Origin of the sequence: Enterovibrio makurazakiensis (assembly GCF_050336585.1) — a bacterium.
In the GTDB taxonomy this organism is placed as follows: domain Bacteria; phylum Pseudomonadota; class Gammaproteobacteria; order Enterobacterales; family Vibrionaceae; genus Enterovibrio; species Enterovibrio gelatinilyticus.
The window spans coordinates 208,610-232,402 of record NZ_JAKJSE010000005.1; the positions used below are offsets into that span (position 1 = coordinate 208,610).

The 23,793-nt window shown below is 47.6% G+C and carries 18 protein-coding genes; 7 read left to right on the forward strand and 11 right to left on the reverse strand.

Annotation, left to right across the window (positions count from 1 at the left end; all coding sequences use genetic code 11):
* Positions 1-94: 94 nt before the first annotated feature.
* The 3 genes from L4D06_RS03140 to L4D06_RS03150 all read left to right on the forward strand — a co-directional run bounded on the left by L4D06_RS03140 (position 95) and on the right by L4D06_RS03150 (position 5,941).
* Positions 95-844: a DUF4344 domain-containing metallopeptidase gene (locus L4D06_RS03140; protein WP_429737832.1), complete on the forward strand. Its 750-nt coding sequence runs from the start codon at positions 95-97 to the stop codon at positions 842-844.
* Between the two features lie 61 nt (positions 845-905).
* Positions 906-2,567 carry a mechanosensitive ion channel family protein gene (locus tag L4D06_RS03145; RefSeq protein ID WP_429737833.1) on the forward strand — a complete coding sequence of 554 codons (1,662 nt, stop codon included), beginning with the start codon at positions 906-908 and terminating at the stop codon, positions 2,565-2,567.
* Positions 2,568-2,851: 284 nt separating this feature from the next.
* Positions 2,852-5,941: a calcium-binding protein gene (locus L4D06_RS03150; RefSeq protein ID WP_429737834.1), complete on the forward strand. Its 3,090-nt coding sequence runs from the start codon at positions 2,852-2,854 to the stop codon at positions 5,939-5,941.
* Between the two features lie 528 nt (positions 5,942-6,469).
* Here the strand turns inward: L4D06_RS03150 and L4D06_RS03155 are convergent.
* The 11 genes from L4D06_RS03155 to torT all read right to left on the reverse strand — a co-directional run bounded on the left by L4D06_RS03155 (position 6,470) and on the right by torT (position 18,835).
* Positions 6,470-7,636, reverse strand: coding sequence for a porin family protein (locus L4D06_RS03155; protein WP_429737835.1), 1,167 nt, complete (start codon positions 7,634-7,636; stop codon positions 6,470-6,472).
* 284 nt (positions 7,637-7,920) lie between these two features.
* On the reverse strand, positions 7,921-9,369 hold the full coding sequence (gabD, locus tag L4D06_RS03160) for an NADP-dependent succinate-semialdehyde dehydrogenase (protein ID WP_429737836.1): 1,449 nt from the start codon (positions 9,367-9,369) through the stop codon (positions 7,921-7,923).
* Positions 9,366-10,661, reverse strand: a complete 1,296-nt coding sequence (gene gabT, locus L4D06_RS03165) for a 4-aminobutyrate--2-oxoglutarate transaminase (protein WP_429737837.1) — start codon at positions 10,659-10,661, stop codon at positions 9,366-9,368. Before gabT ends, gabD begins: the two co-directional genes overlap by 4 nt.
* 11 nt (positions 10,662-10,672) lie before the next feature.
* Positions 10,673-11,650 carry a 5-oxoprolinase subunit C family protein gene (locus L4D06_RS03170; protein ID WP_429737838.1) on the reverse strand — a complete coding sequence of 326 codons (978 nt, stop codon included), beginning with the start codon at positions 11,648-11,650 and terminating at the stop codon, positions 10,673-10,675.
* The gene (locus L4D06_RS03175; RefSeq protein ID WP_429737839.1) at positions 11,640-12,515 is read right to left on the reverse strand and encodes a 5-oxoprolinase subunit B family protein; all 876 of its coding nucleotides are present in this window, start codon (positions 12,513-12,515) and stop codon (positions 11,640-11,642) included. The genes L4D06_RS03170 and L4D06_RS03175 overlap by 11 nt, the downstream gene beginning before the upstream one ends.
* Positions 12,516-12,517: 2 nt before the next feature.
* Positions 12,518-13,945 carry an acetyl-CoA carboxylase biotin carboxylase subunit gene (locus L4D06_RS03180; protein WP_429737898.1) on the reverse strand — a complete coding sequence of 476 codons (1,428 nt, stop codon included), beginning with the start codon at positions 13,943-13,945 and terminating at the stop codon, positions 12,518-12,520.
* Positions 13,946-14,024: 79 nt separating this feature from the next.
* Positions 14,025-14,267 (reverse strand): acetyl-CoA carboxylase, encoded by a 243-nt coding sequence (locus L4D06_RS03185; protein WP_429737840.1) that lies wholly within the window; start codon positions 14,265-14,267, stop codon positions 14,025-14,027.
* Between the two features lie 31 nt (positions 14,268-14,298).
* A complete protein-coding gene (locus L4D06_RS03190; protein ID WP_429737841.1) occupies positions 14,299-15,045 on the reverse strand; it encodes a LamB/YcsF family protein in 747 nt (248 codons plus the stop codon).
* 61 nt (positions 15,046-15,106) lie between these two features.
* Complete coding sequence (locus L4D06_RS03195) at positions 15,107-16,105, reverse strand: ABC transporter permease (RefSeq protein WP_429737842.1); 999 nt, start codon at positions 16,103-16,105, stop codon at positions 15,107-15,109.
* A gap of 106 nt (positions 16,106-16,211) precedes the next feature.
* On the reverse strand, positions 16,212-17,729 hold the full coding sequence (locus tag L4D06_RS03200) for a sugar ABC transporter ATP-binding protein (RefSeq protein ID WP_429737843.1): 1,518 nt from the start codon (positions 17,727-17,729) through the stop codon (positions 16,212-16,214).
* A 14-nt stretch (positions 17,730-17,743) separates the two neighbouring features.
* Entirely contained in the window at positions 17,744-18,835 is a 1,092-nt protein-coding gene (torT, locus tag L4D06_RS03205) for a TMAO reductase system periplasmic protein TorT (protein WP_429737844.1), read from the reverse strand.
* Positions 18,836-19,118: 283 nt separating this feature from the next.
* On the opposite strand from torT, the gene L4D06_RS03210 reads away from it, so the two are divergent.
* From L4D06_RS03210 to L4D06_RS03225, 4 genes are all read left to right on the forward strand, one after another.
* A complete protein-coding gene (locus L4D06_RS03210; protein ID WP_429737845.1) occupies positions 19,119-20,030 on the forward strand; it encodes a LysR family transcriptional regulator in 912 nt (303 codons plus the stop codon).
* 383 nt (positions 20,031-20,413) lie between these two features.
* Positions 20,414-22,423, forward strand: coding sequence for an eCIS core domain-containing protein (locus L4D06_RS03215; RefSeq protein ID WP_429737846.1), 2,010 nt, complete (start codon positions 20,414-20,416; stop codon positions 22,421-22,423).
* 341 nt (positions 22,424-22,764) lie between these two features.
* Complete coding sequence (locus L4D06_RS03220) at positions 22,765-23,199, forward strand: GNAT family N-acetyltransferase (protein ID WP_429737847.1); 435 nt, start codon at positions 22,765-22,767, stop codon at positions 23,197-23,199.
* 36 nt (positions 23,200-23,235) lie between these two features.
* Positions 23,236-23,739, forward strand: a complete 504-nt coding sequence (locus tag L4D06_RS03225; protein ID WP_429737848.1) for a P-loop nucleotide/nucleoside kinase family protein — start codon at positions 23,236-23,238, stop codon at positions 23,737-23,739.
* Positions 23,740-23,793 lie beyond the last annotated feature (54 nt).

Sequence of the window (23,793 nt, forward strand, 5' to 3'; positions counted from 1 at the left end):
GGCAAAAACAACCCGTTAATTATCATGCAATAAATTTGGAACCCATTATTCCAGTCATGTGGAATTCCGATACTCAAGGATTAGAGGCACTGCTATGAGGCTATTAAATCAAGTTCTTACTGCCGCTATCACCTTGTTCATTTTTCTCTTTCCTCTTCACATTTCCGCAAAAACCTTCTATCAATTTGAACCAGCAACAGAAGAAGAAAAACAGGCTAGGATACTCTTTGAGCCACTCGTGAAAGACATGATCGAGGTACTCAACAGCGAAGTGCCGATAAAACAAGATGTCACCATTGTCATTGGTGGTGATGATGGCCCACTGTTTGACCCTCAAGAAAACAAGATTTACTTCCCCTATTCATTCTTTTTCTTCATTTCTGATACCTTCGAAAACGAAGAGCTCGCAATCGAGGAAACCACTTTCGACGAAACGGTAATGAACATATTCGTGCATGTCTTGCTCCACGAATATGCTCATGCATACTTCGCAAATTGGGATGTCCCCCTGTTGGGGAAAGAAGAAGATGCTGCAGACGTATTTGCAACACTTCTCATGCTTAATGTCTTTGACGACCCTGACATGGCATATATTGCTGTCGATTTTTACGCATTGTTAGACACAAAAACAGAAACGATAGCGGATCTCGACCTTTGGGGTGAGCACAGCTTGGATTATCAACGATACACCCAGTCACTCTGTCTGATTTACGGTAGCGATCCAGAAAAGTACGCCTTCATTATGGATAAAGAACTAAAAGGCATTGAACGCGATACATTCTGTATCGAAGAGTTTCACCTCAAAAATTACAATCTCGGCAAAATCATTCTCAGCAATCAGTGAAGTCTCACCTAAGAGCTGACGCTCTTTGTGTATTCCTCTCAAAGCAAAGGAGTCGAACCCTATGCCTAGTTATTTAGCGAACAAGTGGTGTTTATTTGTTTGTTTATTGTCTCTTCTTTCTTTTTTTCCTTTATTCGCATTCAGCGAAGAATCCACTGTTCCGCCTTCTGAATCGCACCCAATCATCACTGAAATTGAAACCCTACAACAGCAACTACTTGATACACTAGATGCAAGAGAATCACTGGCAGGTGAGGAAGAGATAAAAAAGTATTTAGACGCGAATGCGGTCAATGAAAAACTAAGAGATGCAATTGAGAAAGCGATCACTTTAGAGCTAGCAGACAAACAGATTTTGCTTGATGCAATCGCCTTCCAGCAAGCAGATTCAGCAGATGCTTTTGCCGAAGCGCCCTCACTCCTCAACGAAATTGCAGACGACCTTTACGCCGCAGAAAGCCAAGATAAGCTTTCTTTTCTCGGCGAGTACAACGAAGTTTTGACCTTATTCGATAGTATTTTTGTCGACACATCGGAAAATATCATCTGGTTACAACGACTCGGTGAAGACACAGCTCAAGAAACATTGGCGTTCAATCAAGTTTTGCTAAAACGTTTAAATAGCATTACAACAACGCTTAAATTTCTTGAACAGGAAAGAAGAATCTATGACGTAAAATTCGATGTCGCACCAGACAAAGAAAAGAGCTTAATCGAAGTCGACAAAGTGATCTTGACGTATCGAGTAGAAATGCTCGCAAAAAGCCTCAATAAAATGATTAAGGTGGCAGACAAACAACACATCGACACCACCGAGTTTCGCGTTTTTCACTTCGAAACCACAAGAGAAATCACTAAAGAGCTTTTCTCTATCTCTGTAATCAAAGTCATCTTCCAGCACTCACTCGACGCGATCTCAGAGTTTTTTACCGAACACCTAGCCAAACTTTTCATTCAAATATTAATTATCGTCTTCATCGTCGTTCTAACGTACTACTTGTCACTGATTGCTAAACGATCCATGACAAAGTTGGTTGCCTCAGACAACATCGACATACCTCAACTGATGAAAGATTTCCTCGTATCGATGACCGGAAGACTTATCTTCCTGATTGGTTTTGTCGTGGCATTGTCTCAATTAGGAATAGATTTTCTGCCCATTCTCACAGGGTTTGGTATTGCGGGCGTGATTGTAGGGTTTGCATTACAAGATACGCTGTCTAACTTCGCTTCAGGCATGATGTTATTGATTTATCGCCCCTTCGATGTCGGTGATTTTGTCTCTGCGGGAGGTGTTGAAGGGAAAGTGGGCCACATGAGTTTGGTCAATACGACTATCCGCACATTTGACAACCAAATCATCATTATTCCCAACAACAGCATCTGGGGAAACGTCATCAAGAACATGACACATGAACGTGTTAGACGTGTCGACATGACATTCAATGCTGGCTATGGCGACTCATCTGCTTTCGTTAAGCAAACCCTACAAGACATTGTGGACAATCACCCATCAATACTCCGGTCACCTAAGGCCATCATCAAACTAGAAAAGCTCGGCGCATCTTCTGTCGAATTCATTGTCAGACCATGGGTAAAAACCGATGACTACTGGGATGTTCTTTGGGATATCACGTGGGAGGTAAAAGAAGAGTTTGAGAAAAAAGGCATTACTATCCCCTATCCTCAACACGATGTTCACCTTCACAAATCGACAGAGTAGAAAGCGTCGTCAACAAAACTACACAGTAATTTCTCTGACAAACGGGCAGCAAACTGCCCGTTTTGATTTGTGCCTCTTGTGCTCCCCATGGACTTCATTTTGTGAAGTTAAACAGTGCGATCAGTCTTTGTCCAACAAATAGTACAGACCTACACCCTCTGCTTTCGTCAAATAGAATGAGTGGTAAACATAACAAGAATTGTCAGCCACGATTTCCAGCATTTATTTTCGCGTCTTCAGCTTCCCATCTCGCGCAGCGCGGAACTCGTCACATGGAGAAAGGTATGTCCAACGAAAACGAAGGTTCAACAGAAACACATTCAATGTCAGTGAGCACGACAAGCGCATCGTTCAACGAGATCATCGGAACAATTCAACCTGACACCTTAGAAGGAACAGAGGGAAACGATCGCATTCTTGCCTTAGGGGGCAATGACAAGCTCTATGGATACGGAGGAGATGACGAGCTATATGGAGGAAATCGGCGAGATTACCTGTATGGCGGCGACGGCAATGACAAGCTCTATGGCGATGACGAACACTCCCCCTCCGACGTTTATAACTACGGCGATTCTCTTTACGGCGGCAATGGCAACGATGAGCTGTATGGCTACTATGGCAATGACAGACTCTATGGCGAAGCTGGCGACGATACCCTCTATGGTGGTACAGAAACCGACTACCTGCACGGCGGTGAAGACAACGACACGCTTTATGGTGAAGAAGGAAGCGACGACCTCTATGGAAATGAAGGCGATGACATCCTGCACGGCGGCGGCGGTTATGACGATATGTACGGCGGCGAAGGCGCAGATGAATTACATGGCGGTTCCGATGGCGATTTATTGGAAGGAGGCGACGGCGATGATTCTTTATGGGGTGATGATGGAAATGATTCACTTTTAGGCGAAGCGGGTGATGATCATCTCGATGGAGGCACAGGAAATGACCGCCTCCAAGGTGGAACCGGAAACGATACGCTCTACGGCGGCGACGGTAACGACAGATTGCTTGGCGAAGACGGGAACGATTCACTCTTTGGTGGCAATGGCACCGATAGGCTCTATGGCGGCAAAGGAAATGACAGTCTTGATGGGCAAGGCGGGGATAACGTGCTTTTTGGCGACCAAGGCAATGACATTCTCTATGCGAGCAAAGGCACTAACATATTGATTGGAGGCTCTGGCGACGATCTCGCTTATGGCTCGTCAGGTCAAGATACCATCAGCGAAACTGAACTCGCCATCGGTGGTGGCGGTAATGACATCATCTCAACAAACTCAGAATCGGCAGACATTGGGATTGGTGGCGCGGGTAATGACTGGCTTGAAGGTCATGGCAATGACCAACTTCGCGGCGGCAGTGGCGACGATGTCCTGATCAGCTTGGGAGGTGACGACACACTGCGCGGCGGCGCTGGTAACGATGTCTTACAAGCAGATGGCTCCGTTGGGGGCAACTCCCGCCTTTATGGTGGTACAGGCAATGATTACCTTTCAGGAAACAGCGGTGATCAGCTTATGTTTGGTGGCAGCGGCGCCGATACGTTTCATTTCGGCCATTCTCTCTTTCGCGCCGACCAAACAACCACAACGCAAACCCCTGTCATCGGCGATGATCGAATTGTCGATTTTGAGCTAGGTGTCGATACCATCAGCATTCATACCCGCCTAGCGCAAAGTATGGATGATCTTGCCATTGAGCAATATGGCGCCACAACACGCATTACCCTGAGTGACAGTTCAACCATCACCCTAAACAATACCGACGCCACTGACCTTAGTGCTTCTGCATTCGCCTTTACAGCCACTGCGACTTACAGCGATCTGCTCGCGGGTTGGCAAACTCACTTAGAAGAAAACTGGCACTACGCCACCGCAAACAAACAAGATATTTCATTGGGTCATAGCCAAGGGGAAAAGCTGTTCGGTAACCATCAGGACAATCGTTTATCGAGCGGCACCCATAGTAGCGAATACTTGGATGGGGGCGCAGGCAACGATTATTTAGTGTCCGCAGGCGGAAACGACATACTCGTTGGTGGTGAAGGAAATGATGCCTTTGTCATCTCCGAAAGGTTCGGCATCGAAAAATATGGCGATTCGCATGACACGCAAATTACGCAAGTCGAAGATTATTCTGCTGGCGTAGACACGCTAACGATCAACTTCTATTCGTTTGACCGAAAAGGCATCGATCTGTCTACCATCACGCCTGAGCAAGTCGGCTCTTCGACTGTGTTTACGTTTAGTGATTATTTCCAGGTCGTACTGAAAAACACCGATATTTCCTCTATCTCAAACGAGCAAATCTCTTTCGGCATAATCGGCAATTCCGGGAGCGAGGAGATTTTAGGAAACGATGCAGCTAACGAAATAGAGGCGCGCGATGGCCATGACACGATTCATGGCTACGGTGGTGATGACATTATCGATGGCGGACGTGGAAATGACACGATTTTTGGTGGTGCAGGTAACGACCAAATATGGGGCGACTCAGGCAGCGATAAGCTCTATGGTGGCGATGGCGATGACAAGATCTACGATACCGGAGGTGGCTACAACGAACTCGACGGTGGTGCAGGTAACGACCTTCTTGTGACAAAACAAGGAAATCACACCCTAACAGGAGGAGATGGTGAAGATACGTTTGAAATTGGAGCCTACAACTCCGCTGACCAAAACATCATTTACGACGCCACCATCACTGACTTTCAAGCAGGTAGCGACACCATCAATATGACGCACGTGCTAGACAATACAACGCTTTCCAGATACCTGGATGACGAAGGCATTTTCCGAGCAAGTAGTTTTCTCGAGCAAGTGGGTGATGACGTCTTACTAGACGCTTCGAAGAACGTGACAGTGACCCTCGAGAACATCGACCTGGCGGATATTTCTGGTGACCAATTCAACTTTACACTCGTCGGACGAAACAGCGCCAATCACATCATCGGTTGGGATGGTAACGACACACTCATGGGCCGTAGCGGCAATGATACGTTGGAAGGAGGCAAGGGCAATGATTGGCTTCAAGGCGACGCTGGCGAAGATACGCTCACTGGCGGTGAAGGTGCCGATACTTTCGTGGTGAGTGACGAACGAGCCAACTACACCAGCGGCGTAGAAACCGACATCATCACCGATTTCGTCATCGGCGAAGACAAAATCGCGTTTGATGATTACTTCCACAAACAAATGGACTTCAATGACTTCATCATCACCCAACAAGGAGGTGACACTCTGGTGCAGATGTTCCGCGAATACACCGCTTGGGACGAATTAGTAACAGCTGACCACGTCAACGTGCTTCTCAAAGGGATAGACGCCAGTGACGTTAGTGCCAATGACTTTGAATTTTTTTACTCAGCCTGATAACCATTTCAATGTCTAACCACTCGCCATCCTCCGTTAAAGGGGATGGCGTAATTTATGCTTATGTATGTCGTCATAACAAACAACACCGACTCGTTAACGGAAAAAAACAAGTTCAGATTAGTCACATTTTTTGTGTGGGAATGCGTGATTCCCTTGAATTCCCGCAGGCCGAGTGGAAATTTGTCCCGTAGATTAAGGGGTTGCAGTTATTGAGCCTGACGTTTAGTTCCTGGCACAAGTTGCTAGAGGATTATCGTAAAAAAGAAACCTCTGATCACCACAGAGGTTTTTCATATACCCAATAGACTCAGTGATACAGGTATCAATATGACTCACTGGTTTCGTGGTTAAGGGACTCATTTCACCAGTATTGTCATCAAAATAATGCGGGATAAAACATAAAAACAGGCACAGAACGATGTCAGTCAACACGCATTAAGTGCCCTTTACACCAAACACCCATGAGATTCACGTATTACGGTAAACACCCGAAGATGCAGGGTCCAATAAAAGCGTTATGAGTAATTAAAAGAAATACACGGCACCGACACTCAGCCCTGTATTTTCAATTTCATTGCCCGCAAAGCTTTCTGATTGGTAACGAGAAACTTCGGCACTCAAAATAAAGCCTTCGAATAGATCATGGTATAAACCAAGCGTCACTTTACTGTTCTTATTAACGTTATCGACGGGATCAGTGGCAGTTCGTTTAATGTCCGTCACGCCATAATTAACGCCTAAACGTGTTCCCCCGAAGTCATACATTGATTGCACAAAGTAGCCGCTTGATTTTCGAGCCTCACCTTGTGCGTCATAAGCATCAAAGAATAATCCCGTGTTACCTACGCCTTCCGAAGAAGTATAAGAACCAAACACACTCAGGTTCTCTAACAAGGTGATTTTCGCAGCAACATCCCAACCAAGTGCATTATCATCCACACTCTGGTTTTTGACTTTCTGCGTCAGTAACGACGTGGAGACGAAGCCACCATCAAACCCATACTTGAGTTTTCCGTGATAACCCGGTGCCGTTGAACCACTGTCACCCGTCGTAGAATTTTGTGCGCCTAAAGTGAGAAGATCCAGGGGCTGAAATACACCTACAGTCGCAGTGAAATCACCAGGAATTGGCAAGGTGTAATTCATCATGGTCAAGCGATCTGCAAAGATATAGCCATACCCGACAGCCCCTAAACTTGTATTGAGGGGGCTCTTCGCCACCGCATGCGCACCCACGCCGACCACGGACATATCATTGAAAACGGAATCGATGCCAAATAGACCGAAGTCTTTGCCAATTTTGATGCTACCAATTGTGTCATTTCCGACGTTCATGTACGCACGAAAAGCTTCTTGGGAACTGCCGTTGTTAAAGGCTTCATTGCTGACTGTGCCACCTTCATAAATGATATGCGCACTGATGTTGTAACCTGAGACTTCTCTAGCAACACCGATATCCAATGCTGCAGGCAAGTAACCATTAGTCACTGCCGAGGCATTATCGCCGCTGCAAAGTAATGGGTTGCCATTCACAACCCTGTTACTGTCGTCGCATTGAATGTGGCTATAAAATCCATTTACATTGCCGTTAACACTGAAAATCCAAGAGTCTGTTTCAATTTCTATTGCCGACACATGGTGAGAAAATAGAAAGAGAGCGCATGAACTAAGAGTATAATTAATATGATTCATTGTTAATTCCATTTATTTTTCACTAACATTTACATACAGGTAAACCGCCCGCCTTATGCTAATAAAGGCAGTCACCCACTCAAAAATAAACACCCAACTAATAACCACTCAATAACCGCACAACAACCATTCAATTAAAAACGGTCACACTTAACCCTTAGATGCATTCAATAAAACACCTTCAACAGTCAAAACCCAGCGAGAGAATCAACTAATTAAAATAGGGAAATTGAAATACAGGATCGTTATATAATTAATTATTAGTAGGCGTTTAAATTTATAAGTTACACCGATAAACAGAGATATTTTATTTCCAGGTAATCTTCTATACCGTAGCGAGAACCCTCGCGACCAAAACCCGAGGCTTTGATTCCGCCAAATGGCGCGACTTCAGTCGAAATCATGCCAGTATTAATACCGACCATCCCATACTCGAGCTTTTCCGCAACACACCAAATACGAGAAATGTCTTTGGCATAAAAATACGCAGCAAGACCAAACTCAGTATCATTTGCCATGGCGACCACATCATCGTCATCATCAAAGCAAAACAGCGGGGCGAGCGGGCCAAAGGTTTCCTCTCGTGCTACGTCCATGGAAGATTGCACATTGGTCAATACAGTCGGCTCAAAGAACGTACCTCCGAGTGCATGCCGTTGACCGCCAGTGGCAATGACTGCGCCCTGGCTCACCGCGTTTTCAATGTGTTTCTCTACTTTCAGTACAGCATTTTCATTGATAAGAGGCCCAGTCGTAACACCTTCCACCGTTCCTTGCCCAACTTGTAACTTTTTCACGGCCGCAGTTAGTTTCTCTGCAAACGCATCGTAAACACCAAGCTGAACATATATCCGATTCGCACACACACAGGTTTGCCCCGCGTTACGAAACTTAGAAAGCATCGCTCCTTCCACAGCCGCATCAAGATCCGCATCATCAAACACGATGAACGGCGCATTGCCTCCCAACTCCATGGAAAGTTTTTTTACCGTTGGCGCACTTTGCGACATCAAGGTAACCCCTGTAGCCGTTGAGCCCGTAAACGATAGCTTGCGCACCACAGGGCTTTCACAAATTTCAGCCCCTATTTCGCGCGGGTCGCCTGTGACTACATTGAACACACCGGCTGGCACGCCAGCCCACTCAGCAAGTTGCGCTAAGGCAAACGCGGAGAGTGGTGTTTGCTCAGCAGGTTTCACCACCATTGAGCAACCCGCCGCCAACGCAGGTGCTACCTTTCGCGCAATCATTGCTGCGGGGAAATTCCATGGTGTAATGGCAGCTGTTACCCCAACAGGCTGCTTAATCACCGTCAGACGTTTATCGCTTTGATGTCCTGGAATGGTATCGCCATAAATACGTTTACCCTCTTCAGCAAACCACTCTATGTACGATGCGGCGTAGGCAATTTCGCCTTTTGCTTCAGCAATGGGCTTACCCTGTTCAGCCGTCAATATTTGTGCGAGGTCGTCTTGGTGCTCCAGCATCAAATCAAACCAACGTCGCAACACCGCTGAACGCTCTTTAGCAGTTTTTCTTTGCCAAACCGACAGGGCCTTTTCTGCGGCGCGAATGGCTTGCTCTGTCTCTTCTCGCCCCATACGTGGCACATTCACCAGCACATTACCTGTCGCTGGATTCAATACCGGAAACGTGAGACCACTGATTGCGTCACACCATTCACCATCAATGTAAGCTCTCTGTTTGAGCAAACGATGATCCGTTAATTTCATGCCTCCTCCTTTTCCACAAACTCCGCCAACAGTGCAGATTCAAGGATGTCGAGACCTTTCATTAACGTTGTGTCTTCAATCGTGAGTGGAGGAAGCAAACGAATGGTGTTCCCCCAGTATCCACAAGAAAGTAGCAATAGACCCTGCTCTCGCGCTTGGGCCACCAAACGCCCTATCAATTCCGGCGCAGATACTTGTCCATCTGTCGTCACCAGCTCAAATGCAGACATTGCGCCCAAACCTCGTATGTCACCAATAGGCAATGCAGGGCAAGCGGTTTTTAGCTTGGTCAGTCGTTGCCTGATGATTTCGCCGATTTGTTCACTGCGTTGACACAGATCCAAACGTTCAATTTCATCTAATACTGCATGCGCTGCCGCACAGCCGATTGGGCTGCCACCATACGTGCCACCTAATCCCCCCGGCCCTGGGCTGTCCATAATGTCGCGTTTACCAATAACCCCTGAGAGTGGGAAGCCACCGGCCAAGGCTTTGGCAACGGTGATCAAATCTGGCTTCACGCTGAAATGCTCGCTGGCAAACAGCTTTCCTGTTCGACCAAACCCTGTCTGCACTTCATCAAAAATAAGCACAATACCGTGCAGGTCACAAATATCGCGAAGCGCCGTCATGAGGGTTTCGGGTGCTTTGTAAAACCCCCCTTCTCCCTGAACCGGTTCAAGAATAATCGCGGCCACTTTGCTCGCTTCAATGTCAGTTTTAAAGAGTTTGTACAGCGCAGCAATACTCTCCTCTACCGTGACACCATGTACCTCAACCGGAAACGGCACGTGATATATGTCATTGGGAAACGGGCCGAAACCGGATTTATACGGAAGAATTTTTCCAGTTAGCCCCATGGTCAGTAAAGAGCGTCCATGAAATCCGCCAGTGAACGAAATGACACCGCTTCTACCTGTGTAATGGCGGGCTATTTTCACCGCATTTTCTACCGCCTCTGCCCCCGTAGTCAGCAACACCGATTTAGCATCTCGCATAGGTGCGGCCTGATTGAGCTTTTCACACAACGAGATGTAAGTTTCATACGGCGACACCTGAAACGCAGTATGGTTAAAGCGCAGCATTTGGTCAGCAACCGCCTGATTTATTGCAACATTACAGTGCCCCGTATTCGTCACCGCAATGCCCGCAGTGAAATCAATAAAGTGTTTCCCTTCCACATCCCACAGCTCTGCATTCTCTGCTCGAGCGGCAAAGACTGGATGTGCGGACGCAACTCCCCGTGCCACAGCCGCTTGACGCCGCTGTAGCAGTTGTTGATTTGTGGTCATGATGACTCCTGTCAGATAAGTATTTCGCGGATTTTTTGAAGGTTAAGTTGATAGTCTCGTCGAGCAGACAGTGCCTGTTCCATCGACACCGATTCAAAGCGGGCTTTCGTGTTCGGCTGCATTTGACCGATCAAGTCAAGATCAGACGAAATGACCGTGCCAACCATGAAGTAGCCGCCGCCGGACACAGCATCTCGATGCAAAATGATGGGCTCAGTTCCACCAGGGACTTGAATCGACCCATAAGGGTAACAACCATCAACAATGTTTGACGGGTCTGAACCGGCACCAAAGGGCTGTTCACGCTCCACAAATTCCAGTGCGGTGCCGCCTTTGAAACGGTAGCCAATGCGATCAGCTTCAGGTGCAACCGTCCAAGAGTCTTGGAAAAACTGCTTACCAGAGGCCTCTGTGATTCGATGCCAGTACAAGCCAGGTAACACTCTCAACGTTTGTTCTTTCGGGAATTGTCGGCGCAAGTTTTCCGGAAGTTGAGCGCCTGCGGTTTGACTGAATGAGGCGCTGTCACCGAGCGGCAAACAATCATCTTTCGCCAAAAGCCGCCCTTGAAAACCGCCAAGAGCTCCCAAGGTGTAGGTCGAACGGCTGCCAAGAACCACTGGGACATCAATGCCACCCGAGATAGCGATGTAAATACGCGCTCCGGATTTAAGGTGACTAAAAGACAGTGTTTGCCCTGCCAGTACGTCAAAGCCAGCCCATGTTTCTTGCGCCACACCATCAACCAATGGCGTCATGTCTCCGCCCGTCACAGCAACGACACAGTTTTTTTCGAACTGCAGGGTTGGCCCAACAAAAACCGCTTCCAAGCACGCCGCATCTTCAGGATTACCCACCAACAAATTTGCACAACGAAGGGACAAATGATCCATCGCACCTGACACCGGAATACCCAAGTGGAAATATCCAGGTCTACCCAAATCCTGTACCGAGGTCGCCAAACCAGGGTTGATTACATTAACCGCCATGACACACCTCCAACAAAGAACGGTTATAAGCGGGCATATCCGCTTCGAATTCATCAAGAGAAAAGCGCACGGAATGAATGTTTGGCTGATACGTGCCGTCTTCAATTGCAGCCGTTATCCGGTCGAATTCCGCATGATCAACAGGAACATATTTAATAATGTCACCCGGCTTAAAGAACACCATGAAGTCATTCAGATAACTGATCTTTTGGCTAGGATCGAAAATGGTCAGTGGTGTCACCCCAAACATTTGATAACCCCCTGCGCCTCTCACGGAATAGATACAACTGAAACAACCGCCATACCCCACGGTATGTTTTGGCGTGTCCGTGCGTGGACGTAGGTATTTCGGCACTTGGATCTGCTTCTCTCTTTCAACCATTTGGTACATAAACGGAAGACCAGAGACAAAACCCACCATGGTGACAAACCATGGCGACCCGCAGTGCGCATCAATAAACGCATCTACCGAATCGTACCCGTTGATTTGTGCAGCAAACTCCAAATCGGTTTTGTCCGGTGTTTGATGGCGCTCTCTAAAGCGCATCAGGGTTTCTTGCGTCCAAGGATCTTGGTAGAAAACCGGTACTTCGATGATACGGGTATCAATCGCTTTTTCGTCTTCACCCGCGGCTTTCTCAATGCCTTTCATCACGGTAAGGATCTCGTCTGGTGAAATAACATCAGGGTTGAATTTAATTTGGAAAGAAGCGTTCGCCGGACATATTTCAACCACACCATCCAACGACATGGTTTTCAGCGCCTCTGTCATCGATAACGCTTTGAAAAATGCTGCCAACGACATTTCTTCATCCACTTCAACAAAGAGGTGTTCATCTCCACCAAAGGAATAACGATTCTTCATCCCTAAGCCCTCATCGACTGTGTATTTGACGCATCGAACGCTTGCTCGTCATCGGTTGCCGTATTATCAATAATGTCAGAGTCATCAAGCGTTGCACCGTAGTTACTCAGCCAACGTTCCAACCATTTAGTGTCAAATCGGCCAGCCTGAACATCCGGATCTCGTGACAACGCAACAAATAACGGCTTGGTGGTTTTTAGTCCACCAAGAGACAGTTCGCCCAGTGCGCGATCAAGACGAGCAATCGCTTTTTCTCTGTCCGTATCCCAAACAATGAGCTTTCCTAGCAACGAATCATAAAAGGGGGAAATCGTGTAGCCGGGATAGAGCAAACTATCGAAGCGAATACCGGGGCCTTGGGGGATAGAGAGATGATCAACCTTCCCCGGAAACGGCATAAAGTCTTTTGCTGGGTCTTCGGCATTGATACGTACTTCAATGGCATGACCTTTAATCGACAGTTCATCTTGAGTGAACGGCAACGGTTGCCCATCAGCAACTAAAATCATCTCTCTGACGAGATCGACGCCGGTAATCCATTCTGTTGCTGGATGTTCAACTTGAATGCGTGTATTCATTTCAATGAAGTAGAACTCGCCATTCTTTTCGTTGTACAAGTACTCAACCGTTCCAGCACCGCAATACCCCACCGACTCAGCCAATGCCGCTGCCGCTTTTCCCATATTGGCGCGAACCGACGGTGACAGGACGGCACTCGGCGCTTCTTCCCACACTTTTTGACGACGACGCTGAAGTGAACACTCTCGTTCAAACAAATGCACCGCACGCTTTCCATCAGCCAACAATTGAAACTCAATATGACGTGAGCCAGTAATTAGCTTTTCCACATACAAGCCACCATCGCCAAATGCGGCCGCCGCTTCAGCTTGAGCTGGGTGGAATTGTTCGGCCAATTCTTCTAACGAATGCACAACACGAATGCCGCGACCACCGCCGCCTGCGGATGCCTTGATCATCACGGGATAGCCAATTTCTGCAGCGACAGCAGTGGCGACATCGAGTGATTCGACACGACCATCACTACCCGGTACGGTGGGAACACCTGCTTGTTTTGCGGTTTGCTTCGCCGTGGCTTTGTCACCCATTTTTCGCATGATAAGGCCAGAAGGACCAACGAAAGTCATGCCCGCTTTGACCACTGCATCAGCAAATTCCGCGTTTTCAGATAGAAAGCCGTACCCAGGGTGAATCGCATCCACGTTTTCACGATGGGCAGCTTCCATGATTGCGTCGATGTTTAAGTATGATTTAGCCGCTTTAGGCGGACCAATGCATACCGCTTTGTCCGCCAATTTCACAGCAAGCGAATCTGCATCTGCATCGCTGTAAACCTGCACAGATTCGATGCCTAACTCTCGTGCTGCCCGAATGATCCGAACGGCAATCTCTCCTCGGTTTGCAACAAGCATCCTTTTAATAGCCACGTTGGCCTCCTTACTTCATTCATGTGTCTTTTTAAAGTGTGGTTTACCGGCATACTCAACGCGTCTAACGTTCTAATTTGACTAGAGGTTGCCCAGCCATCACCGGATCTTCGTTCTCTATAAGAAAGGCATCTATCTTGCCTCCCACATCAGCACGTACTTCGTGGAATGACTTCATGACCTCCACAACGCCAATCACACTGCCAGCCTTGATAGTGTCCCCAACCTCGCAGTAATTCGGCTGGTCAGGCGAAGGGGTCCGGTAAAAAATGCCCGGTAGCGGAGAAACGATCACTGATTTGTCCATAAACAACTCCTTGTTTGGGTATTAATAAGTTTTATTGCACGAATTCAGGAGAAGGCGATACAACGCGGTCGCCAAGTTTTTTTCTTACCGCCCTAGCAACATCCACCGCGTTTGGTGTGTCTGAATGAACACAAATTGTGCTCACGGTGGCAGGAACCCAATTTCCATTAACTGTTTTAACCTTGCCTTCATCCACTGCACGAAGACATTTCTCTGCTGCTTCATCTGGGTCTGTGTGAGGGTGATTTCGAGTAATGATCAACCCTCCCTTTTCGTCATAATCAAGGTCGGCATAGAATTCAGGCACGAAGGTGACACCGCGCTCGGTATATACCTGCTCATGGCACGTTCCTGCTAAACCAAACACTGGCACTTGATAGTGAAGCGCCACATCTGCAATGGCATTCGCAATGTCTGACTGCCTGGCTGCCATGCCATAAAGCGCACCGTGCGGTTTTAAGTGGTTCAGAGGAACCCCCGCCATATCGAGGAAGCTTTTCAACGCACCAACCTGATAAGCAATCACGTTGAAAAGCTCTGCCCTCTCCATTTTCATTTCACGTCGACCAAAACCTTGTAAGTCCGGTAAAGAGAAATGCGCGCCGACGCGAATGTTGTACTTTTTCGCCAATGCCACCGTCACCTGCATATGATTCGGATCCGACGCATGAAAGCCGCATGCGATATTTGCTTCCGTGATAAACGGCATGAGTGCCTCATCATCACCTAGCTTCCATATGCCGAAGCTTTCACCCATGTCACTATTAATATTAATCATTGACTCTCTATCTCCTGCTCGCAAAAAATGCATTGCCACTTTGCTGCTCATACCGACACGATTAATCTTGGTGAAGGCTTTGCATCATGCGTAAACGTACCTGTTCAACAACCACGGCAAATATCAATAAGCCCCCAATCACAACGGTTTGTAGATAAGATTCAACCCGCGCCAGATTCATGCCGTTTTGCACGAGACCGATAAAGATCGCACCTAGAACCACATTTCCTAAACGACCTACGCCACCACGTAAACTCACCCCTGCTATCACGCACGCCGCGATGGATTCCAGCGGCATCGCAGAACCAATATTCGCTTCACCCGTATCCAGACGCGCCGTCAGCAACATCCCTGACAGTGCAGCGAAAGCTGCGCATATGGTGTAGGCAAAGAACAGGGTTCTTTTTGTATTAATCCCAGACAAACGTGCGGCTTTGATGTTGCCGCCAACGGCGTAGAAATAACGCCCTAGTCGAGTGCGGTTCACCAAAATGGCGGCAAGGGAGATAGCAATAGCCGCTACGCACACTGGCGCTGGAATTCCCCAGAAACTGCCAAACCCAAATAAATCCCCAAACGCCTGTGGCATGCCGTAAACCGGCGTTCCCCCGGTGAGGTATAACGCCGCACCGAAGCCGACAGACGCCATCCCCAAGGTCATCATGAACGGTGATACGCCCAACACAGCCACACCCACACCGTTCACAACACCAATGGTCATGCCGGCCAACATGCCCGCCATCAGCCCTATCGTGATACACAGCCAAACCATGTCTGGCATGGCGGCATAGCTCGCAGCCATCGCTGTTGCGCCGACGACCGATGACAACGCAATCATGGTGCCAACGGACAAATCAAAACCACCCGTCAGCAACACCACCATTTGCCCCACCGCTACCAACGTGAGGTAAGAGGACTGACGCACAACATTGAGTAGATTGCGCACAGTGAGGAAGTTGTCTGATACCGAGGCAAAAATGGCCACCGCTGCGATTAAAAGGAAGGGTAAAACCCCAAGGGTGACAAACCATTTTTTTGCAAGATATTTGATATTATTCATTGGCTTTCCTTGCCCTATCTCGACACGTTCATTTCCCGTCGAGGCATTGTTTTGTATGTTCATGATCTTCACTTCCTGTCTGTCCCATGCTCAACTTGTCGAGAGCTCAACTTGCTGCTTCTTCGGTCTCTTCTCGATGAAAAAAGTGACCCAAAATATTCTGCTCAGTGATGTCATCACCCGTAAAATGTGCTTTGATTTCACCTTCATGCATCACATACGCGCGATGGGTTAAGTGAAGGATTTCAGGCAAGTCGGAAGAAATGATTACGACCGCTGCGCCCTGTTCACATAACTCACCGATAAAGGCGTAGATCTCTGAACGTGTGGCGACATCAACACCCACCGTTGGCTCATCGAAGATGTACAACGACACGCCACGTGTTAGGCATTTGGCCAACAATACTTTCTGTTGATTGCCGCCACTGAATTGGGAAACATCCCTTTCGGTGTCCATCGGGTAGAGGCGTAAACGTGATGCTAAACGTTCGGCGATGTCTTTCTCATGGCGACGATTCACCAAGTGACCCGATGCTTTAAACGGAGCTGTATCTAACGAGGCAAGACCGATGTTTTCTCTCCCGCTTCGCCCCATCATCAAACCTTCTTCTTTACGATCTCGAGAGTTGTAGAACATGCCCATTTCCAGCATTTCCCGAGGCGGAAAACCTGTTACGTTTTCGCCGTAGAAGGTCACCTGACCAGATTCGATAGCTTCGATACCAAAGCACGCTCTGAGAGCTTCTGATTTTCCGCACCCGACTAGCCCTGCGAATCCAACCACTTCCCCTTCTGCCACGCTAAATGTGGCGTTCTGCACTAAGCCATCTGACGTACGAAGCGCCGACACCTGCAAGACAGTTTCTTTTCGACTACACGGAATATTCGGATAAAGCTGGGAGATGACTCTTCCTGTCATCATTTCCACCAGCTCGTCGTCTGTCACTTCCTCGGCGTTTACCGTCCCAATGTGTTTTCCATCACGCAATACAGAGATGCGATCGGCAATACGGTGGATTTCTGCCATACGGTGCGTGATATAGAAAATGCCAACACCTTTCGCTTTGAGTTCATCGACAAGCTCAAAGAGCTGTTCGGTTTCCTTCTCTGTCAACGATGCTGTCGGTTCATCCAGAATCAGTACCGACACATCACTGCGTAACGCTTTGGCAATCTCTACCATTTGCTGGCCAGCCCGAGAAAGCTGCCCGACGACTTGTGTCGGCGACAAATCAAAGTCAAATTTTTCCAACTCTTTCTCTACTTGCTGCTGACTGGCCTTTTGGTCAATAAAGCGCCATGTCACGGGTTCATCACCCAGCAACAAGTTCTCTCCCACCGTCAGCGATTCAACCAAAGAAAACTCCTGAAATACGGCACTAATTCCGTTCAAGCGAGCGTCATACACCGAGTTAAAACGCACGGGCTTCCCATTGAATATCAGTTGTCCACTGGAAGGTGGCATGACCCCTGCCACCATGGAAATCAGTGTGGATTTGCCCGCCCCGTTTTCACCGAACAGCACGTGCACCTCGCCAGGCTCCAGGGTTAAGCTGACATCATCTAATGCCAGCACACCTGGGTATTGCTTAGAAACATGCTCAAGTCGAAGCAACTCACCCATGATCAGAACTCCTTTTACTGATCGACAGAGAACGTCGGTCTATAGCCATCCGGCGCAAGCGATGTCGTTTTTTCAAAGTCATTAATGTTGCTTTCATCGATGACATACAGCTTGGGACCAACGTGTTTTGAGTAAGGTTTTCCTTCAAGAATGCGAACAGCCTGATCGATGGCGATTCGACCTTGGATAACGGAAGAATCTGTAGGCGCAGCAAGGATTTGACCGCGACGAATACCTTGGTAAACACCGGGAGTGAAGTAGTAGGAAACGATGTTGATATCATCAGAAAGACCACGCGCGCGCAGTAAGCCTGTTGCTGCTTCCGCGGTTACCGCTGTGCCAACGACGTACTTAAGGTCTGGATGTGCTTCGAGTGTGTCCTCAACAAGCTTGAGTTGAACCTCTTTTCCGGTATCACCATATTTGGTTTCAACCAACTCAATCGCGCTGCCTTGGATGGCTTTTTGAAAACCCGCGTTGCCTGCTTCTACCCAGCCAGCGCCCGGAGGTCCTGGAAACCACGCCACTTTAACGGGGTCAGATCCCGCAGGATGTCGCTCTGCAATGTACTCGCCCGCTTTAAAGCCCATTTCACCGAAGGAAACCAAGGATTTAGCGTGAATATCCGATGACGACATACCGTTAACAATATCGATAACAGGAATGTTCTTTTCAGCTAGCGTGCCCACGAGGTTATTCAGACCATCGAAAGAAATCGCGCCTATCACAACCGCTTCGGCTCCCGAGGAAACGCAGTCTTCAATTTGTGAGATTTGATTGTTCAGCTTGGTGTATCCGCCCGCCTCAACCAATTGTACTTTCACACCCAGACGACGCGCTTCGTCAATCACACCGTAATTAACCGACGTCCAATAGGCGTCTTTCAAGTGAGGAAAAGAAACACAGATATCCCATGCAGAAGCGGCTGATTCCTGCGGCGTATAGTTTTCAGCCGACCTTGGACTTTCCATATCAAACGCGGGTTTCCAAACTTCAACAGGGTATGGAAACCAATTATCTGCGTTAGCGATCCCAACATGGGTAAACAATAGACCCGCAGATAAACACGTACCACTTACTATTTGAGAGAGAGATTTCCTGTTCATAACATCCATCCATTTATTAACGAAAAAGTTCGGTTGTTCATTTCGCATGAGACTCGCACCAAACGTTAAATAGATGTTATTATTTCGATGTCGATATGTATAATTCTAAGAATTGAATAGTTTTATTAATTTTTTAGATACCCATACATCATCAATGAAAATATAGACATTTAACTTATAAGCATAAATATCAATAGGTAAGAAAAAAATTACAAAGAATTCGATACGCTGATTAAAAATTGAGATATCAAATTTTCGAAATTATTAAGAGGATTTTTCAGAAATGATGCCCACACTACGCCAAATTCGATATTTTATTGCCACCGCGAACACCGGTCAGGTGTCACAAGCAGCGATGGATTTGAACGTCTCTCAGTCCGCCATTACAACGTCATTAAAATCCCTCGAAGAAATGCTAGATACCTCATTATTCACGCGGCACTCCCAAGGTATGGCGCTCACTTATGAGGGCAATCAGTTCCTCCAACATGCGCTCTACATCATGTCAGCAGTAGAAGAAGCGATGAGAATTCCAAGCCGCAGCCATGAAAAGATTGTGGGGAAAATACGCATTGCGATGTCTTACACTGTGGCAGGGTATTTTGCGCCCCCTTATCTTGTCAGGTTTCAACGAAGCTTTCCGCAAGTCGAAATACAACTCTTTGAAGCGCAGCGAGAGCAAATAGAAGAAGGGCTCGCATCGGGGCAATACGATTTAGCGATGATGCTAACGTCAAACCTTGTTAATCAAGAGGACATCGCATTTGAAGTATTGCTCAGTTCAAGGAGACGACTCTGGCTCAGCACCAACCACCCTCTGCGTGAAAAGAAGCATATCTCTTTGCAAGATGTGGCTGAAGAACCCTACATCATGTTGGCAGTTGATGAAGCCAGTAATACGGCACAGCGCTATTGGAATCAAACGTCATATCGACCGAATGTTGTGTTCCGCACGTCTTCTGTTGAGGCCGTTCGAAGTATGGTAGCAAATGGCTATGGGGTTTCTATTCTCTCAGACATGGTTTACCGACCTTGGTCACTTGAAGGTCGACGTGTTGAAGTGCATACGCTTGAAGATTCTGTTCCAGGCATGGACGTGGGGATTGCGTGGAATAAGAAAAAAGAACTCACTCCCGCCGAAATGGCGTTTTGTGAGTTCGTGCGCCTTACCGTTGTCGCAGGCATCAATTCCTGACATTCATGTCTATTGGCATTTCTAGCACGCAAAAAAAGACACATACTTTTAACGTATGGCATATGCTTAAGAGTACGTCCGCAGCTTTGGACTTTTAGGTGTTAGCCTTTCAACCAAAACCACATTCGAAACCGCAATCGAAACAACACGGTCGTGAGACCACGAAACCTGCGATAATCGCAGGGAGTCACTCTTCGCGTTCACTTTCTTATCAAACACAAGATATTCGCCCCCTAACGCCAAAACAACGCCCTATCATTAGAAGCAGGTCACTACCGAATTCGCCCAGAACATCTGCGGCATCACCTCTTTTTTTGGGTCAGGGGAACACTAAGTCTGACTATGAACACCAAGCTGATCAGATAGCTCAGACCACTCATCTAATGGCACCCATCTACAAGCCAAGCGACAGCCATATCCACTACCCGACTGAACCAAGGCGTCGTCATACGTCTTTGGGGTCATTAACGTCTGGTGGTATTGAAATTCCCCCAACAACAAGAGACTTCTATGAGTCTCGTATGGGGAAAGACCTAAGCAGCGTGAAAATTCATCGTGACCACACGTCAGATCTCACCACTCGCGCCTTGGGCGCACAGGCCTTTGCGATTGAAAACCACATTTGGCTAGGCTCGCGAGTGAATACTCAGCCGAATGTCACCCTTGCCCATGAACTTTCTCACGTACTGCAATGGCAAGCTGGCGCTCCGCCAACCCTTCAAGCGGATATTTTCGACAAATCACTCACACAGCAACTCTTACCGTCCGACTTTGAAGGGCTGAACGTCGATACTGTCGAGCGATTGGTAGAGGCACTGGTTGTGTACATAGAGAACTTTCCAGAGGGCTCGGTCGATCGCGATGCATTACAAGAAAACCTAAACACGGCATCAGAAGCATTGGCAAGAATGACGACCTCAGAGCCCGAGCCAGAACCCACACCACAAGAGCGCAGAGCGAGAAGAAGACGACTAGAAACACCGAACCCTGAAACCATGCGGCGAGATATTCAGCGCATCATGGATTTGGTTCAGGAAACACACGTGAGCGATACAGAGGAAACCGTCATTCTGATGACGATTGAACGCTATGCCACATCGCGTTATCGATTCGAATTGTTTCTCCGTGCCCTAGACAATCGTCACTACTTTGCCGGTGCGTTTGGTGGCTACAAGTTTCGCAGTGGTATTACCGCCGTGATCCATGAGCTTGAAGGTTCTCGAGGACGACGCTTTCGTTATCTTCTTCGTAACCGTACCCGAAACTATCGCGATTTCGAGGCTCCCGAGGAATTAACCTTCGGACAAAGCTTCTGGACAGATTTGTCCGAAGGTCAAATTCGCGATCAGATTTTCGCCTACTTCCATGGAATGGGACAGGCCGGTGTCGCGATGGCTGAATCCATGATTAATCTTGTGAGAGACCCTGTCGGCTTTATTCGTGGCATTGGTGAATTGCCTCAAACCATTGCGTCATTCTGGCGGAATCGACGTCAGATCTTAAACACCTTTATGGCTGCTTCACCGGAAGAACAAGCAAGGTACATCGGACGGCTGTTTGGTGAGGCTGAAATTTTCATCGCTACAATGGGAACAGGCGGAGCCGCTGCCCCTGCAAGAGCATCGAGCGTATTAGCCCCTCTTCCTGCACGTGCTGTAGTAGCCTCAGGCCGAGGCGCAGCCGCAATGAGTGGAGGCGGAGCCATAGCGTTAGATCTGGGTCGATTAGGGCCATTCGCTCAACAAAGTGCACAAATGGCCGCACACTCAGCACAACTTGGCAGCGGTAATCGTGCAGCGCGAGAAGTGGCAGAGGAAGCTGGATCGTCATCCAGTACATCAGGATCATCATCAACACGCAGAAGAAGAACCACTGAGCCAGAAACACCGCCCGAACTCACCCGTGATGAGGCAAGGCGTCTTGAAATATTGGAAGAATTTGCCGACGCGCAGTCTGGTCATCGTCGCCCCGACGTTGTACCTGAAGGCACGAATGCAGTAGGTCCCGGTCGAACAACGATCCCGAGAACTGCAGTACGAGGTGATGCCAATCTGCTTGCTAGAAATCTAGAGCGGACAATGGGAACTAGGCCACCTGGGCATCATGCCCACCACATAATCCCGAAGAGAATGCAGCAAGCACAACCAGCAAGGGACATTCTAGAACGGTTTAATATTAGTATTAACTCTGAGAGAAACGGTGTTTGGCTTTCCGATGTATTTGAAACGCGCAATATCAATACAGGACAAATTCATTCAAAAATTCACACAGCTCGGCATATTCGATGGGTGAATGAACAACTCATTCAAGCCGCTCACGGAGGAAGAGCCGAAGTCTTAGAAACCTTAGCAAGTATCCGAAGTCAGATTCTAAATGGAAATGTACCGCTATAACCTTCCGGTAAGCGGTCTACGCCCAACAAACGTCAATATGCGACATCACGCCTCCCATCCCCCCTTTCCCCGATAAGCAAAACACTCTCTTCGTCGCATTTTTAGGCATGAAAATCAGACCGTCAAACTGAGTACGCTAAAACGATACTTACCGCTGGAGATATGAGCACATACTTCAATTGAGAGTCTGTTAATGAAGATACTGAGAAAAACAACGTCAAAGACCGGCGTACCAGAAGTGGATAATGAGTGATTTTAGTGAGCTGGAAGGCCGAGAAGACTATTGATTTGTAGTATCACCCCCCCCCCCCATCTAGGCATGAATTTAAGACGGAGAGAAAATGGAATTGATTCAATTACAAACCACGGATGACCTATATCAAGATGCCTTAGCGCTCCGTTATGACCTTTTCTTCCGTGAGCCGAAACTACCTCGAAGCATCCTCTTCGATTCGCTCGAAGCGCAAAGCTTACACTTGGCGATGACGAATGAAGAAGGTTTACTTGCCTACGGTCGATTAAGTGAAGAGCAACCCCATGCATTTAAAATATCTCAAATGGTGGTTCGCCCTGACATGCAAGGCAAAGGCTTGGGTTCTGCGGTGCTGAATGAACTCATACAGTTAGCCGCGAAACACAACGCAAAACAAATCAGTCTCAACGCGCGATTGCATGCGGTGCCGATGTACGAGAAATATGGGTTCGAAACTATTGGGGACACTTTCATCGCAGCCAGTACAGGGGTTCCGCATACAAAAATGCTAAAGCACTGCTAGTTTTCGGCGACGACAAACAATAAAGGAATAACGTAAATGGCAAGACTCATTTTAGTGTGCGGCCCGACTGGAGTAGGGAAAACAACGTACTCAATTAGCCTTTGCAAAGACATCGGTGCCGTGAAGTTTTCGATTGATCCATGGATGCAAACTTTGTTCTCCAAAGATATGACGTCACTGGATTACGCTTGGATGATTGAGCGAGTTAACCGATGCTACGACCAGATTTGGGAAGTCAGTAAACAAATATTGGCGCTAGACGGAAACGTACTGTTGGATTTAGGTTTTACTACCAAATCGCAAAGAGAGATTTTCGTGACAAAAGCCCAAGCACTGAATATCGATGCTGAAGTCCATTATTTGGATGCGCCTTCAGACATCCGTAAAACTCGCGTCAATAAACGCAATATGGAAAAAGACCCCGCGGTTTATTCATTTGAAGTGACCGACATGATGTTCAATTTTATGGAACCGAGGTTTGAAGTACCAGACAGTGAAGAACTCAAGCATGGCCTAACGGTCAATGTGTCATCTCAGTAATTGTCGAATTGCCCATGGGGCTTACTGGCAAACCCTGCCAGAAAGCCCTGATCA

Coding starts and splice junctions, on each gene's coding strand:
- L4D06_RS03195 (WP_429737842.1), bottom strand. CDS start 16,105: ATGAATAATATCAAATATCTTGCAAAAAAATGGTTTGTCACCCTTGGG.
- L4D06_RS03185 (WP_429737840.1), bottom strand. CDS start 14,267: ATGGACAAATCAGTGATCGTTTCTCCGCTACCGGGCATTTTTTACCGG.
- L4D06_RS03140 (WP_429737832.1), top strand. CDS start 95: ATGAGGCTATTAAATCAAGTTCTTACTGCCGCTATCACCTTGTTCATT.
- L4D06_RS03145 (WP_429737833.1), top strand. CDS start 906: ATGCCTAGTTATTTAGCGAACAAGTGGTGTTTATTTGTTTGTTTATTG.
- L4D06_RS03155 (WP_429737835.1), bottom strand. CDS start 7,636: ATGAATCATATTAATTATACTCTTAGTTCATGCGCTCTCTTTCTATTT.
- L4D06_RS03200 (WP_429737843.1), bottom strand. CDS start 17,729: ATGGGTGAGTTGCTTCGACTTGAGCATGTTTCTAAGCAATACCCAGGT.
- L4D06_RS03225 (WP_429737848.1), top strand. CDS start 23,236: ATGGCAAGACTCATTTTAGTGTGCGGCCCGACTGGAGTAGGGAAAACA.
- L4D06_RS03150 (WP_429737834.1), top strand. CDS start 2,852: ATGTCCAACGAAAACGAAGGTTCAACAGAAACACATTCAATGTCAGTG.
- torT (WP_429737844.1), bottom strand. CDS start 18,835: ATGAACAGGAAATCTCTCTCTCAAATAGTAAGTGGTACGTGTTTATCT.
- L4D06_RS03170 (WP_429737838.1), bottom strand. CDS start 11,650: ATGGCGGTTAATGTAATCAACCCTGGTTTGGCGACCTCGGTACAGGAT.
- L4D06_RS03215 (WP_429737846.1), top strand. CDS start 20,414: ATGGCACCCATCTACAAGCCAAGCGACAGCCATATCCACTACCCGACT.
- L4D06_RS03190 (WP_429737841.1), bottom strand. CDS start 15,045: ATGATTAATATTAATAGTGACATGGGTGAAAGCTTCGGCATATGGAAG.
- L4D06_RS03175 (WP_429737839.1), bottom strand. CDS start 12,515: ATGAAGAATCGTTATTCCTTTGGTGGAGATGAACACCTCTTTGTTGAA.
- gabT (WP_429737837.1), bottom strand. CDS start 10,661: ATGACCACAAATCAACAACTGCTACAGCGGCGTCAAGCGGCTGTGGCA.
- L4D06_RS03180 (WP_429737898.1), bottom strand. CDS start 13,945: ATGCTTGTTGCAAACCGAGGAGAGATTGCCGTTCGGATCATTCGGGCA.
- L4D06_RS03210 (WP_429737845.1), top strand. CDS start 19,119: ATGATGCCCACACTACGCCAAATTCGATATTTTATTGCCACCGCGAAC.
- gabD (WP_429737836.1), bottom strand. CDS start 9,369: ATGAAATTAACGGATCATCGTTTGCTCAAACAGAGAGCTTACATTGAT.
- L4D06_RS03220 (WP_429737847.1), top strand. CDS start 22,765: ATGGAATTGATTCAATTACAAACCACGGATGACCTATATCAAGATGCC.